The sequence below is a fragment of the Paraburkholderia sp. Ac-20336 genome (assembly GCF_017105025.1).
Taxonomy (GTDB): Bacteria; Pseudomonadota; Gammaproteobacteria; order Burkholderiales; family Burkholderiaceae; genus Paraburkholderia.
In genome coordinates this window covers 1-13,575 of the sequence record NZ_JAAGPS010000092.1, presented here as the reverse complement: position 1 = coordinate 13,575, position 13,575 = coordinate 1, and the positions used below count along the sequence as shown (strand labels likewise).

Below are 13,575 nucleotides of genomic sequence, written 5' to 3'. Positions count from 1 at the left end.
CACACAAACACACCGATAATCGCGCCGCTCAGTAGAGTTCGGTTCACACGAAACACAATGGCAACTTTTGCCAAGGGAGCAACATCATGAAGAAAATTTTCGCACTCGCCATTCTGGCCGCCACGCTCGGCGGCGCATTGAGCGGTTGCATCGTGGTCCCCGACGATCATCATCACGACCATCACTACGACCACGATCATTATTGAGCGGATAGTGCGCGCTTCATGAGGCATTCGTGAAGCCGCGCGCCGACGCGCCTGACCTCACCACACTCATCAAAACAGAGAACACACTATGAGTCACTCTCGCAGCCGCTGGATGTCGTCGGCGATCGTCGCGGCCCTCGCGATCGGCGTATCGTCGGCCGCGTTCGCGCATGTCGACGTTGGCGTTAACATCGGCATTCCGGGCGTCGTGGTAGCGCCGCCCCCGCCGGTCTATGTGCAGCCCGCGCCCGTGTACGTGGCGCCGCCGCCCGCGGTCGTGATCGCGCCGGGCTGGTACGGCGATCGCTACTACGATGGTCATCGCTATTGGGGGCGGGACGAGTGGGAGCATCATCACGAAGAATGGCACGGCGACCGGCACGATAACGGCTGGCACGGCCGCGGCCACGATCACGACGATGGCTGGCACGGGCATGGGCACGATCACGATCACTGAACGATGCCCGGCGGCGGTCCTGCCGCCGCGCCACGCCGGCATTCGCGCCACCCCTTCGACAGGAGCGACGACGTGCTACACAACGATCCCAGGCGCGTGAGCGCGCATATCGACGGCGCGCTGATCTGCGCCGAATACAGCGAGCAAACGGGCCAGCTCTGTTTGCGTCAGGACGGCATGCTGCTGCGCGAGTGGTTTCCGCCGCATTCGTGGATGGCGATCGCGTCGGTGGCCGGCGCGCGCCACTGGGGCACCCGTCCCACCGACGACGATCTGCTCGCGCTGCTGCACAACGAGATGGCGTTGCTGCGCGCGTCGTGAGCGCATTGTGAGCTCATCGTGAGTTTTCACGGCAACGCCATCTCCCCCCTCATTTCAGCGCCACCGCGCCGGCCGCTTCATCCGTGGACGCATCGTCCTGCGCATCCTCGGGCGCGTCTTTGTGCAATACGCGCCGCATCATCAGATACACGCCGCTCGCCGACACCATGGCCGGCAGTGCCAGCAGGCTGAACACCGCGCCGAACTTCCAGCCGAGCCCCATCAGCGCCGCGCCGACGAGCGCGCCCGCGACACCGCCGATGCGGCCGATGCCGAGCATCCACGCGACCCCGGTTGCACGCGCACGCGTCGGATAGAAACTCGCCGCAAGCGCCGACATCGACGTGACCGCGCTCGTCGCGACCGTACCCGTGAGGAAGATCAGCGTACCGAGCCACACCTGATGGCCGACGCCCTGCCCGACCAGCAACACGAGCGCGCCGACCAGCACGAACGTGAAGGCGATCACGCGATGGCCGGCGAAACGGTCCATGATCCAGCCGACGCACAGATTGCCGAGCACGCCGCCGAGCGGAAACAGCGAGGTCATCAAGGCAGCTTTTTCGCCCGAAAAGCCGGTGTCCTTGAACAGCGTGGGCAGCCAGTTGGTGAGCAGGTAGTAGATCAGCAGCCCCATGAAATAGGCGAGCCACAGCATCAGCGTGCCGAAACGGTAGCGTGCCGACAGAATGATCGAGAGCGCGCCTTTGGTACGCGCGTTGCCTGCGCTGTGCCGCACGTCGATCGCGAAGAAATGGCAGCCGTCGAAGCGGCTCTGCGGCGCAATGCGTTGCAGGATTCCCGCGATACGTTGATCGGCCTGCTTGCGCACGGCGAGAAATTGCGCGGATTCCGGCAGCAGCACCATCAGCAGCACGGTCAGCACGATCGGGCCGACGCCGCCCGCGACCAGCACGCTCGGCCAGCCGAATTGCGGAATCAGCCACGCCGAGGCGAGGCCGCCGATCGCGAGACCGCATGAAAAGCCGCAGAACATCGCATTGACCGCGACCGCGCGAATGCGAGCGGGTGCGTACTCGGACATCAGCGTGACCGCGTTCGGCATCGCCGCACCGAGACCGAGGCCGGTGAAAAATCGCAGCAAGGTCAGCGATTCGATCGAGGTCGCACGGGCCGCGGCAAGACTCCATAGTCCGAAGAAAAAGACCGACAGCACGAGCACCGTCTTGCGGCCGATGCGATCCGCGAACGGACCGGCCGCGAGCGCGCCGATGCCGAGTCCGACGAGCGCCGCACTCATCACCGGGCCGAGCGCGCTGCGCGCAATGCCCCACTGCTGCACGAGCGACGGTGCGATGAAGCCGACCGCGGCCGTGTCGAAACCGTCCGCCGCGACGACAAGAAAGCACAGCACGAGAATCGTCCACTGGAATGGCGAAAAGCGCTGCGCGTCGATAAAGGCCTGCACATCCACATTGCGTTCGGAGCGCGTCATTTGCATGCTCCCGTTTCAAGGCGAAAAGGCGTGGCGACGCCGTGCGGGCGTGATGCCATTGCCGGCAGGGTCGTTGGCGCCGGCGCGTCACCGCCTTGCGGTCCGCTACAGGGCCAGGGTTGGCGCTTGTTCATTGCGATGTCTCCGTGAAATGACGAGATTTTTTATTGTTTGGATTACTACTGAAAGTGCGGACTCCTGAGCCGAACCCGAGGCCGGTTTCGGCGAGTCGATTGGAGTCCAGTCGCATGCGGCGCGGGCCGATGCGGCTCTCCGAGACAGGAAAGCCGCATCATCCGGCGCGATTCGTTACTTCTGACGCGGTATCGCGAGCCGGCCTTGCGTCAGCCGTGAGCCTGCTGGATATGCCGATCGGTTATGCACGCACCGTGCGAACCGATCGTGCGCCGTTACGCTGGCCGGCCAATGAACGGTTCCTGCTCAGGTGCCGCCTCTCAATGCCGTGACCGGCGCGTTGTCGCGCATGCCCGCGCTGCTCCCGGCCGCGCCGTCCTGTGCTTTTGCCGCGTTGCCGCCTACGCCCACACCCGCGAGATTGCGCCCCGTGATGTAGCCGAAGGTCATGATCGGCCCGAGCGTGATGCCCGCGCCCGGATAGTTGCCGCCCATCACGCTCGCGCGATCGTTGCCGACCGCATACAGTCCGGCAATCGGCGCGCCCGCCTCGTCGAGCACTTCGCCGGTGACCTGGGTCGCGATGCCGTCGAACGTGCCGAGGTCGCCCATCAGCACCTTCAGTGCGTAATACGGTCCGTCGCCGATCGGCGCGACGCACGGGTTCGGCTTGTGCTCGGGGTCCGCGAGATAGCGGTTGAACGAGGTCGTGCCGCGGCCGAACTCGGGGTCTTCGCCGCGCACCGCGTCGACGTTGTAGCGCTGCACCGTGGCTTCGAGCGCCGCGCCGTCGAGCCCCGCGTTGCGCGCGAGTTCGGCGAGCGTGCGGCCCGTGCTCAGATAGCCGTTGCGCAGCAGCGGACCGAGCGGCACCGGTGCGGGCTTGGCAAAACCGAGCCCGTATTTGCGGATCGTCGCGTGGTCGCAGACGAGCCACATCGCGGTTTCGCGTTCGCTCTCGCACGCTTCGATCATGGCGGCGCCCACGTCGTGATACGAATTCGCTTCGTTGGTGAAGCGCTTGCCGCCACGCGTCACGCCGATCACGCCGGGCTTGTAGCGATCGAGAAGATGCGGAAACACACCGACGCTGCCGTCGCTCATCGGCACGCGCGACACCGGCATCCACGCCGCGGCTTGCGGATAACGTATCGCCACCCGCGCGCCGAGACGTTCGGCCATGCCGAGCCCATCGCCGGTATTGCCCGACGGCACCGGCGATACGTGTTCGCCGCCCCGCCGCACATGCGGATAGGCACGCGCGATACGCGCCACGTCATGCGAGAAACCGCCGCACGCGAGCACGACGCCACGCCGCGCGACGATGTGCCGCTCGCCGTCCGGCCCATTGACGAGCGCGCCGGTGACGCGCCCGTCCGTCACGATCAATTCGCGCGCGGCGGTATTCGTGTGAATCGGAATGCCGAGATCGAGCGCCGATTTCGCGAGACGCGCGGCGAGCGCATTGCCGCTCGTGATTTGCACGCCGCGCCGGTACAGCGCGAGATCCTTCAGATGGCTCGCGAGACGCTTCGCGACGTACAGCGCGGACTTGAGCGAACGCGTCGCGTTGAAGAAGTGCTTGAGGTCCGCATTCGACGAGTTGAACATCATGCCGATGAACGTGATCGTCTTGAGCGGCGGACGCAGCCGCGCGATGTCCTTGCCGAGCGCGCGCGCATCGAACGGCGCGGCCACGACCGAGCGGCCGATATCGACACCGCCGCCCACGTCCGGGTGATAGTCCGGGTATAGCGTCGGCACGAATTTGACCGTGGTCTCGCGCTCGAAGAAATCGAGCATTTCCGGGCCCGTGTCGAGAAAGGCCTCGACGCCGGCGGCATCGAAGAACGCGCCGGTTTCGTTGCGCATATAGGTCAGCGCCGCTTCGCGCGTATCGCTGACACCATTGCTTTGCGCGTGACGGTTGCCGGGAATCCAGAGCACGCCGCCGGAAAACGCGGTCGTGCCGCCGAAAAACGGCGCTTTTTCGATCACGACGACGTCGAGCCCATGCTTGCGCGCGGTGATGGCCGTCGAAAGGCCGCCCGCGCCCGAGCCGATGACGAGCACGTCGCAGGTCAGCGCAGCGCTCTGCGTTGCATTGGTCATGGTATCGCTTCCTTGTATGAGAACTTGGCGAGAACTTAGCGGGCGGCTTGCACGGCCTCGAAGCCGGGACGCGGCACGAGATCCATCAGCATGCTTTCGAGGCCGCCGTCGACGGTGATTTCCGCGCCGTTCACATAGGCGGCGCGCGTGCTCGCGAGAAACGCGACCACGTCGGCGATATCGTTCGGCTCGCCGATGCGGCGACTGGCCGTCATCGCACTGCGGCGGCGTTCGATATCGCCCTGTTCATAGAACGTGGCAGAGAGCGGCGTGCGGATCATGCCCGGACACACGGCATTGCTGCGAATGCCACGCGGCCCCCACTCCGCCGCGATCTGCTTCGATAGCAGCGTCACGCCCGCTTTGCCCGCGCTGTATGCGCCGCTATAGGTTTGCGGATGATGCGCGGCCACCGAGGCGACGTGCACGATAGCGCCGGAACCGCGCTTCAGCATGCCGTGGCCGAACTGCTGCGAGCACAGCATGTAGCCAGTCAGATTCACGCGCAGCATCGCGTTCCAGACGTCGAGTCCGATCTCTTCGATACCCCCCGGCCGCAGCAGACCCGCGTTGTTCACGAGCACGTCGGCGGCACCATAGGCAGTTTCGACGGCCGTTACCGCGCCGCGCACGCTGTCGATATCGCCGATATCGCACGTCAACGCGAGCGCGTCGACGCCGCTTGCGTTCAGCGTTTGCGCCAGCGCCCGGCACTTCTCCTCATCGCGATCGAGCAGCGCGAGACGCGCGCCGGCCCCGGCGAGCACCTGAGCGATCGCGCCGCCGATTCCGCCCGCCGCTCCGCTCACGACGCACACGCGCCCTTCGAGACCGAGCCAGTGCCGTGAGTGTGCATCTCCCTGGTGCGGCTTTGCCTGCGTTTCCGTGTTATTAGTCATCCGAATCTCCATGGTTCTGATCGTGACGGCGATGCGCTGTCGCGGCCTGAGCGCCGCGCTATCCACCGTATCTTTCATGGCAAAAAGTATAGCGACGCGGCTTGCGCGGAAATTGGACAAAGACGGCACATCGCAGGACAATTCGAACATAGGAGACGAAACGGCATGAGGAATATCCCTAACTACGATCTGTACGGCGAGTCGGCACGGCCGCCGTGGTACGACGCGTTCAATTTCGAATGGATCGTCGAGCGTAGCCGGCCGAACGACTGGCATATCGCCGCGCACCGGCACGATGCGTTGCTGCAGATTCTCTATATCCGCAGCGGCACGGGGCACGTGCTGGTCGAAAGCGAAAAGCTCGCGATCGAACCACCCTGCCTCGTGCTGCTTCCCGCGCAAACGGTGCATGGATTCGTGTTTTCGCCGGAGATCGACGGGCTCGTGATTACGGCCGCGCAGCGGGCGCTGGAGTCGATTTCGAAGGTAGTGTCGCCGGGACTGTTGCCGGTGCTGCAGCGGCCCGCACTGATCCCCGTGCGGCGCGAAATCGGCGAGCACACGCTGATGCCGTTATTCGGTTTGCTGGAGCAGGAATTTCGCGGCAGCGCACGCGGTCACATCGCCGCGGGCATGTCGCTGATGATTGCACTTTTTGTGCAAGTAGCGCGCCTGGCCGATGCCGTATCGAGCGCCGGCGCGACGACCGGCTCGACGATCAACGACCGGCGCGTGGCGCAGCTCAAGCGGCTACGCGAACTGATCGCCGCACACGTGCGCGAACATCAGCCGATCGATTTCTATGCGGAAAAACTCGGCGTTACGGCGGCGCAACTGGGCCGCATCTGCCGCGAGGAACTCGGCCATTCCCCGTTGTCGCTCGTCAACGATCAACTGATACGCGAGGCGCAGCGCGATCTGGTCTACTCGGGATCGAGCATCAAACAGATCGCGCATGCGCTCGGTTTCGAAGATGCCGCTTATTTCAGCCGCTATTTCCGTAAGCAGACCGGCGTCACGCCCAAGGAATTTCAGTTGGCGGCGCATCGGGACCTGTCGATCAATTAGGGTTCCCGAGCGCCGCGCGAGGCGCATCGCTTATAGCATGCCTTGCATCTGCGCGCCGGCCACGCCGACGTAGTTCTCCGCGAGCACCGTGGCCGCCGTGCGCGAGGTCGTCACATACTCGAGTTCGGCAACCTGCAACTGCTGCTCGAACGCCGAAGCGCCTTCGATACGATGCATCATGCTCGTCATCCAGTACGAGAAGTGCTCGGCGCGCCAGATGCGCTTGAGCGCGGTTTCGCTGTAGCGCTCGAGCAGATCGGTGCGGTTTTCCTTGTAGAACGCGTTCAGCGCCTGGCTCAGCACGTTCACGTCGGCGACCGCGAGGTTCATGCCCTTCGCGCCGGTCGGCGGCACGATATGCGCGGCGTCGCCCGCGAGGAACAGGCGCCCGTGCTGCATCGTCGTCGAAACGAAACTGCGCATGCCGACGATGTTCTTCTGGAAAATCTTGCCGTCGACAATCTGCTGGCCGTCGTGCGAATCGGCACGCGCATGCAGTTCCGCCCAGATGCGATCGTCGGACCAGTTATCGACCGAGTCTTTCGGGTCGCACTGGAAGTACATGCGCTGCACGTTCGGCGAGCGCGTGCTGATCAGCGCGAAGCCGCGCTCGTGACGCGCGTAGATCAGTTCCTCCGACGACGGCGGCCCTTCGCTCAGGATGCCGAACCAGCCGAACGGATAGACCCGTTCGAAGTCCTTGCGGAGTGCCTGGGGAATCGCCGCGCGCGACACGCCTTGCGAGCCGTCGCAGCCGATCACGAAATCGCATTGCAGTTCGTGCTCGGCGCCCTCGTGGCGATAGCGGATCGACGGCGTGTCGGTGTCGATGCCCTGGATCGACGTGTCCGTCACGCCGAAACGCAGCTCGGCATTCGCGGCGACGCGTGCCGCGACGAGGTCCTTGATCACTTCGTGCTGGGCGTAGACGGTGATCGCTTTACCGGTGAGGTCCATCAGATCGATGCGGCGGCGCTTGCCTTCGAAGGCAAGTTCGAAACCGTGATGCAGCGCGCCTTCCGCTTTCATGCGTTCGCCGAGGCCGGTTTCGGTCAGCAGGTCCATCGTGCCCTGTTCGAGCACGCCGGCGCGGATGGTGGATTCGATCTGGTCGCGGGTACGCGTTTCGAGCACGACGGACTCGATGCCGCGCAGGTGAAGCAGGTGGGAAAGAAGCAATCCGGCGGGCCCGGCGCCGATGATGCCGACTTGAGTGCGCATGCTGTGTCTCCTGAATGTGGCGATGAATTGGCGCACAGTGTGACGATCACGACCGGTATCCCGCAACGCGATAAATTGGATAGGCTGTATCGCCTCAGGAGATAGAAGGCTGATGGCGAAGACGCTCGTGGCGCCCTCGCATCGGCCGAAAACGCACGCCAGGCGGGGCTTTCCGCCGAGCGCAGGAATTCACGGCGCAGTGCGTCGATGTGACGCACCCCTCAGGTAAACCCCGATGCATTCAACTAGACAAGAAACAGCCGATACACGGGATTGTGTGTCTCTTCCCAGTACGGATAGCCGAGTGTCCTGAGAAAACGATCGAACTCCGCGTTCTCGCTTGCGGGCACCTGGATGCCGACGAGAATCGAGCTACAGTCCGCGCCCTGGTTGCGGTAGTGGAACAGGCTGATGTTCCAGTTCGGCGCCATCGACGAGAGGAATTTCATCAGCGCGCCCGGGCGTTCCGGGAATTCGAAGCGGAACAGGCGCTCGTCGAGCGCGAGCGGCGAGCGGCGAGCGGCCGCCCACCATGTAGCGGATGTGCTGCTTCGAGAGTTCATCGAGCGTGAGGTCGACGGTGGCGAAACTGTGGGCTTCGAACGCGCCCGCGATCTGCGCCGACTCGCTGCGGTTGCGGATCTGTACGCCGACGAAGATGTGCGCCGAATTGGCATCCGCGATCCGGTAGTTGAATTCGGTGACGCTGCGCGTACCGACCAGTTCGCAGAAGCGTTTGAAACTGCCGCGTTCTTCGGGAATCGTCACTGCAAACACCGCTTCGCGCGCTTCACCGACTTCCGCGCGCTCGGCGACGAAGCGCATACGGTCGAAGTTCATGTTCGCGCCCGAGGTGATCGCGATCAGCGTCTGATTTTCGATGCCCTCCCGTTCGGCATACTGCTTCGCACCGGCCACCGCCAAAGAACCGGCTGGTTCGAGCACGCTGCGCGTGTCCTGGAACACGTCCTTGATCGCCGCGCACAGTGCATCGGTATTCACGAGCAGCACTTCGTCGAGATACTTGCTGCACAGACGGAAGGTTTCCTCGCCGACGAGCTTGACCGCCGTGCCATCGGAGAACAGGCCCACTTCGTTCAGCGTCACGCGCTCGCCCGCTTTCAACGACGCCGCCATCGCACACGAATCATCGGTCTGCACGCCGATTACCTTGATCTCGGGGCGCACCGATTTCACGTACGCCGCCACACCGGCCGCGAGACCACCGCCGCCGATCGGCACGAAGATCGCGTGGATCGGGCCCTGGTGCTGGCTCAGGATTTCCATCGCCACGGTGCCCTGGCCCGCGATCACATACGGGTCATCGAACGGATGCACGAAGGTCAGGCCACGCTCTTCCTGCAGTTTGACCGCGTGACCATACGCATCGCTATACGACTCGCCGGACTGCACGACCTCGACGGTCGGTCCGCCATGCGTGCGGATCGCGTCGACCTTGAGCTGCGGCGTCGTGACCGGCACCACGATGATTGCCTTCACGCCCATACGTGCCGCCGACAACGCCACGCCCTGCGCATGATTGCCCGCCGACGCGGTAATCACGCCGCGTTGCAGCGCTTCGGCCGGAATATGCGCCATCTTGTTGTACGCGCCGCGCAGCTTGAACGAGAACACCGGCTGGTTGTCCTCGCGTTTCAGATAGACCGGATTGCGCAGCCGCGCCGACAGGTTCGGCGCGTGTTCGAGTTCGGTCTCGCGCGCCACGTCGTAGACGCGCGCGGTCAGGATTTTCTTCAGGTAGTCGTGGGAAAGTGCAGCGCGCTCGGCCGCGACGACGGCCCGTTCGAGTTTGTTCGGCAGCAAGGCAAGCTCCTGGTTAACAACGAAGATGCAACAACGAATCGACCGCGATCGATGGCAACGGACCACGATCGGCAGCAAGTTCGCCAGGAGGCAGGCAGAAAAGCGGACACAAAAAAACCCGCCTCTGTGGCGGGTTAGTTTGTCACTGCCTTGTCTGTTCTATCCGACGTGCGCTAACCCACCATTCGATGAATGATGCTAATAATCAGCGCAATACGGATGTCGAGGCAGTGCATGCAGGCGATCTTCGTCGACCCGGCGGGCTTTGTCAATCCCGCAATGCTCGACGCTGCCGGGGCGTGCAGGCTCGAACGCCCCGGCGGGACAGCAGAGCGACGTTCAATCCTGCACGCCGCTCTGCTTTCTGAATGCGGTGAGAATCCGCTGCTCCAGCGCGTTGTAATCGCGGCCAAAGTGATGGTCGCCGGACGTGCGGATCACGTCGACACCGGTCTTGTCGAGCGCCGGACACAGCGTGTCGGTCTCGTTCTCGCCATAGAAGCATTGCACGATCGACGGCGGCACATGCGTCAATTCGGGCTGCACGTTCAGTGCCTTGTCGCTTGCGGGCATGCCGAGCCAGCCGCCCACGCGAATCTGGAAATCGGCGTCGGGTGCGAAGCCGAGCAGCGAGATCAGCGACACCTTCGCGCGCTGCTCCGCGGGCAAGCGGTTGTACGCGAACGGCATCACGTCCGCGCCGAACGAATAGCCGACGAGCGCGATGTGTTGCGCGTGCCAGCGCGCGCCGTAGGTTTGCATCACGCGCGCGAGATCGCGGCTCGTTTGCGCGGGCGGCTTCTCGCTCCAGAAGTAACGCAGGCTGTCCCAGCCGATCACCGACACGCCATCCTTCTGCAACGCCTGCGCGATCGTCTTGTCGAGATCGCGCCAGCCGCCGTCGCCGGAGATCACGATCGCCATCAGGCCGTTCGGATGCGCGGCCGGCAATTCGATGAGCGGCAGATCGGACACGTCGTCATCGCCCGTCGATACCGACTGCAGATGCGGCGTCAGCAACGCAACGAGACGCGTGCGATCGGCCGCGCCCGTGTTCGCCTTTTCGACGAAGCCGGGCACCTTGTCGCGAATCACGGTCGGGTCCGGCGCGCACGGGTGAAAGCGCGCGTCGAGCGTGCGCTCGGCATCGACCGAGACGGCGCCCGCAATCGTGTTCGACGGGGCCTGTTCGAGCACGTGCATCGCGAGCGTCGCGCCCTGCCCCGTGCCCGCGACGATCGGCGCGAAGTACTGATTCGAGCGCGCTTGCCGTTCGAGCTGATGGCTCAACGCTTCGGCATCGCCGACGAGCTGATGGCAGGTCTCTTTCTTCGCGCTCAGGTTCGCGACGTATTGCGCGGTATCCACGCCGACGGTCATCGCACCGGCCTGCGCGAGCGCATCGGCGCTTTGCTGATCGGCCGCGCTCCAGCCGCTCGCCTGCGAATACAGCACGACGAAGCCGCGCAACGGCCCATCCGGCTGCGTGACCCGGACCTCGCCATAGCGGCCGCCGGCGACGGTGGTGGTAGTGGTAGTAGTGGTGGCCGCATGCGCGAGCGCGCCGCCGCTGAGAACGCTCGCCGCGATGGCGAGCCGGAAAAACGGATGCAAGGTCATGAACGCCGGCCTCCTGCCAGCAACGACAGGTCCGCCAGCGTGAAAAACACGCCCATCGAACCCGATGCCGCGAGATAACGCGGCTCCCAGTGCGGCTGAAACTTGCTTTTGAAAGCACGCAAGCCGCGGAAGTTATAGAAACGGCCGCCGAAGCGCCACACGATACCGGCAACCCGATGCCAGCGCGACGCCAGCGGCGTCGGCTGAACGCCCGAGAGCGGCGCGATGCCGAGACTCAGCGAGCGGAAACCGGCCTGCTTCAGATGCAGCGCGAGCTGCGTGAACAGATATTCCATCGCGTACGACGATGCGCTTTCGAGGTGGCGCATCACGCCAACGGTCGCCTCGGTATTCAGATCGGTCGTCATGAAGGTCACGAAGGCGACCGGTTCGCCGTTCTGGCGCACCAGCATCACCGATTGCGCGGCCAGGTATTCGTCATGGAAAGCCGCGACCGAGAAGCTCTTCTCGCGCGCGTCGCGGCTGTCGAGCCAGCCGTCGGAAATGCCGCGCAGCGTTTCGAGCGAAGCCGGCACGTTGGCCTGATCGATCACTTCGACCGTGAAGCCGTCGCGCTCGCCGCGCTTGAGCGCATAACGCAGATGCGCGCGGTGCGAGCCCTTCAGATCGAAATCGTCGAGCACGATATGCGCTTCCTCGCCGAGCTTCATCAGCGTGAGACCCGCGTCGAGATAAAGCGGCAGCGCATTGGCACGCACCTGGTAGAACGCGGCGCGGCCGCCGTGCGCATGTGCGAGCGCGACGAACTTGCCGATGAGACCGGCCCACTCCTCGCGCGGCCCCACCGGATCGTGCAGCGCGGCCCACGTGCGGCCGTATTTCGCGTACATCAGGAACGCTTCGCGTGATTCCGAAAACAGGAAGCTCTTGTCGCCCATCAGCGCGAGGCCGGCGTCGCTGCGCTCCTGCGCACGCACGATGCGCGCGGCGTCGTGCAAGTCCTCGGGCGCCGGCTTGACGAAACGCCCCGGCGCCGGACGCAGCAACTGCCAGAACGAAAACGTCGCGGCGAACAGGCTGGCGGCCAGTGTCGCGCGCAGCGCGCGCGGGGCGCGTTCGTCGAAGGCGAACTGCCACCAGAGATCGCGCGTGTACGGCACGTCGCGGAAGGCGAACAGCATGACCCACGTCGCCAGCATCAGCACCATGGCGATCGACACGAGCCAGCCCGCCGTGAAGCGCTCGGCGAACAGCGACGAATGACGGTTGAAGCGCTTGCGCGTCGCGAGCAGCAGCGCGATCAGCATGCCGAGCACGCCGGCCTCGACGAACGCGAGACCTTTGGTCAGCGACAACGCGAGGCTCGACACCGCGAGCACGAGCGTCATCCACCATGCCGCGTCGAGCCGCCGCAGCAGACCGCGCGCGACGAACAGCAGCAGCACGCCGAGCACGCTGCACAGCATCTGCGAGCTTTCGAGCACCCACAGCGGCACCATATCGCGCAGGATATGGATGCGTTGCCAGAACGCGGGCGTCGCGCTCGAAATCACCAGCATGCCGCCGACCACGAACGTGACGAGGCTCAGAAACAGCGGCGCGAGTTCCGACACGCGCTCGGCCTGCAGCCGCGACAGATGGTTCTTCAGCGCACGGCCTTCGAAACCCGCGAGCAACGCGGCCGACACCAGCAGCGGAACGCCGAAATAGATCGCGCGATAGGCCAGCAGCGCGGCAACCATCTGCTGCATCGGCACACTGCCGCTCAGCGTAAACACCATCGCCGCCTCGAACACGCCGACGCCGCCGGGCGTATGGCCGATCATGCCGAGCAGCATCGCAGCCGCGTAGACGGTGATGAAACCGATAAAGCCGACGTTCGCGTGCGGCAACAGCGTCCATAGCGCGAGACCGGCGGCCACCACGTCGAGCACGGCCAGCGCGACCTGGGCAAGCAGATCGCGGCGTGCGGGGATATCGAATGAAAGCCAGGACCAGCGCGTGCGGACCGGCCGCGTTTCGCGGCGGCACGCGGCGGCGGCGAGCCCCAGCGCGACCAGCAGCGCCGCGCCGCTCCAGCGCAGCGCCACCGGTGTGAGATGCAGCATCGGTGCGAGCTGGCCCGCCATGCAGACCATGCCGAGCGCGGTCATCAGCACGAGCGCCAGCGCCAGCGACACGCTGGTAAACACCGTCATGCGGCCGATTTGCGCGGGCGTGACGTTCGCCACGCCGTAGACGCGGGCGCGCACCGCCCCGCCCGTCAGCGCGCCGAAGCCGGTGGCATTGCCGAGA

At 64.9% G+C, this 13,575-nt stretch carries 9 protein-coding genes and 1 pseudogene; 3 read left to right on the top strand and 7 right to left on the bottom strand.

Annotation, left to right across the window (positions count from 1 at the left end; genetic code table 11):
- Positions 1 to 294 precede the first annotated feature (294 nt).
- Both GXB81_RS22110 and GXB81_RS22105 read left to right on the top strand, forming a co-directional pair.
- Positions 295 to 663, top strand: coding sequence for a hypothetical protein (locus GXB81_RS22110; protein ID WP_167038071.1), 369 nt, complete (start codon positions 295 to 297; stop codon positions 661 to 663).
- Between the two features lie 72 nt (positions 664 to 735).
- Complete coding sequence (locus GXB81_RS22105; protein ID WP_167038069.1) at positions 736 to 984, top strand: hypothetical protein; 249 nt, start codon at positions 736 to 738, stop codon at positions 982 to 984.
- A 49-nt stretch (positions 985 to 1,033) separates the two neighbouring features.
- On the opposite strand, the gene GXB81_RS22100 is transcribed toward GXB81_RS22105, so the two are convergent.
- From GXB81_RS22100 to GXB81_RS22090, 3 genes are all read right to left on the bottom strand, one after another.
- On the bottom strand, positions 1,034 to 2,440 hold the full coding sequence (locus tag GXB81_RS22100) for an aromatic acid/H+ symport family MFS transporter (RefSeq protein ID WP_205990322.1): 1,407 nt from the start codon (positions 2,438 to 2,440) through the stop codon (positions 1,034 to 1,036).
- A 441-nt stretch (positions 2,441 to 2,881) separates the two neighbouring features.
- Positions 2,882 to 4,687 (bottom strand): FAD-dependent oxidoreductase, encoded by a 1,806-nt coding sequence (locus GXB81_RS22095; protein WP_205990321.1) that lies wholly within the window; start codon positions 4,685 to 4,687, stop codon positions 2,882 to 2,884.
- Between the two features lie 35 nt (positions 4,688 to 4,722).
- Positions 4,723 to 5,586: an SDR family oxidoreductase gene (locus GXB81_RS22090; RefSeq protein ID WP_205990320.1), complete on the bottom strand. Its 864-nt coding sequence runs from the start codon at positions 5,584 to 5,586 to the stop codon at positions 4,723 to 4,725.
- Between the two features lie 165 nt (positions 5,587 to 5,751).
- Between GXB81_RS22090 and GXB81_RS22085 the strand changes: the two genes are divergently transcribed.
- Complete coding sequence (locus GXB81_RS22085) at positions 5,752 to 6,654, top strand: helix-turn-helix domain-containing protein (RefSeq protein WP_205990319.1); 903 nt, start codon at positions 5,752 to 5,754, stop codon at positions 6,652 to 6,654.
- A 30-nt stretch (positions 6,655 to 6,684) separates the two neighbouring features.
- On the opposite strand, the gene GXB81_RS22080 is transcribed toward GXB81_RS22085, so the two are convergent.
- From GXB81_RS22080 to mprF, 4 genes and pseudogenes are all read right to left on the bottom strand, one after another.
- On the bottom strand, positions 6,685 to 7,875 hold the full coding sequence (locus GXB81_RS22080) for a 4-hydroxybenzoate 3-monooxygenase (protein WP_205990318.1): 1,191 nt from the start codon (positions 7,873 to 7,875) through the stop codon (positions 6,685 to 6,687).
- Between the two features lie 245 nt (positions 7,876 to 8,120).
- Positions 8,121 to 9,699, bottom strand: a pseudogene (gene ilvA, locus GXB81_RS22075) (threonine ammonia-lyase, biosynthetic).
- A gap of 339 nt (positions 9,700 to 10,038) precedes the next feature.
- Entirely contained in the window at positions 10,039 to 11,319 is a 1,281-nt protein-coding gene (locus GXB81_RS22070) for a virulence factor family protein (protein WP_205990317.1), read from the bottom strand.
- Positions 11,316 to 13,575 (bottom strand): bifunctional lysylphosphatidylglycerol flippase/synthetase MprF (mprF, locus tag GXB81_RS22065; RefSeq protein ID WP_205990316.1); only part of this gene is annotated, 2,260 nt, incomplete at its 5' end. The genes GXB81_RS22070 and mprF, both read right to left, overlap by 4 nt.

Bases quoted from the DNA above. Each gene is read 5' to 3' on its own strand.
- GXB81_RS22110 (WP_167038071.1), top strand. From the start codon at position 295: ATGAGTCACTCTCGCAGCCGCTGGATGTCGTCGGCGATCGTCGCGGCC.
- GXB81_RS22100 (WP_205990322.1), bottom strand. From the start codon at position 2,440: ATGACGCGCTCCGAACGCAATGTGGATGTGCAGGCCTTTATCGACGCG.
- GXB81_RS22095 (WP_205990321.1), bottom strand. From the start codon at position 4,687: ATGACCAATGCAACGCAGAGCGCTGCGCTGACCTGCGACGTGCTCGTC.
- GXB81_RS22090 (WP_205990320.1), bottom strand. From the start codon at position 5,586: ATGACTAATAACACGGAAACGCAGGCAAAGCCGCACCAGGGAGATGCA.
- GXB81_RS22085 (WP_205990319.1), top strand. From the start codon at position 5,752: ATGAGGAATATCCCTAACTACGATCTGTACGGCGAGTCGGCACGGCCG.
- GXB81_RS22080 (WP_205990318.1), bottom strand. From the start codon at position 7,875: ATGCGCACTCAAGTCGGCATCATCGGCGCCGGGCCCGCCGGATTGCTT.
- GXB81_RS22070 (WP_205990317.1), bottom strand. From the start codon at position 11,319: ATGACCTTGCATCCGTTTTTCCGGCTCGCCATCGCGGCGAGCGTTCTC.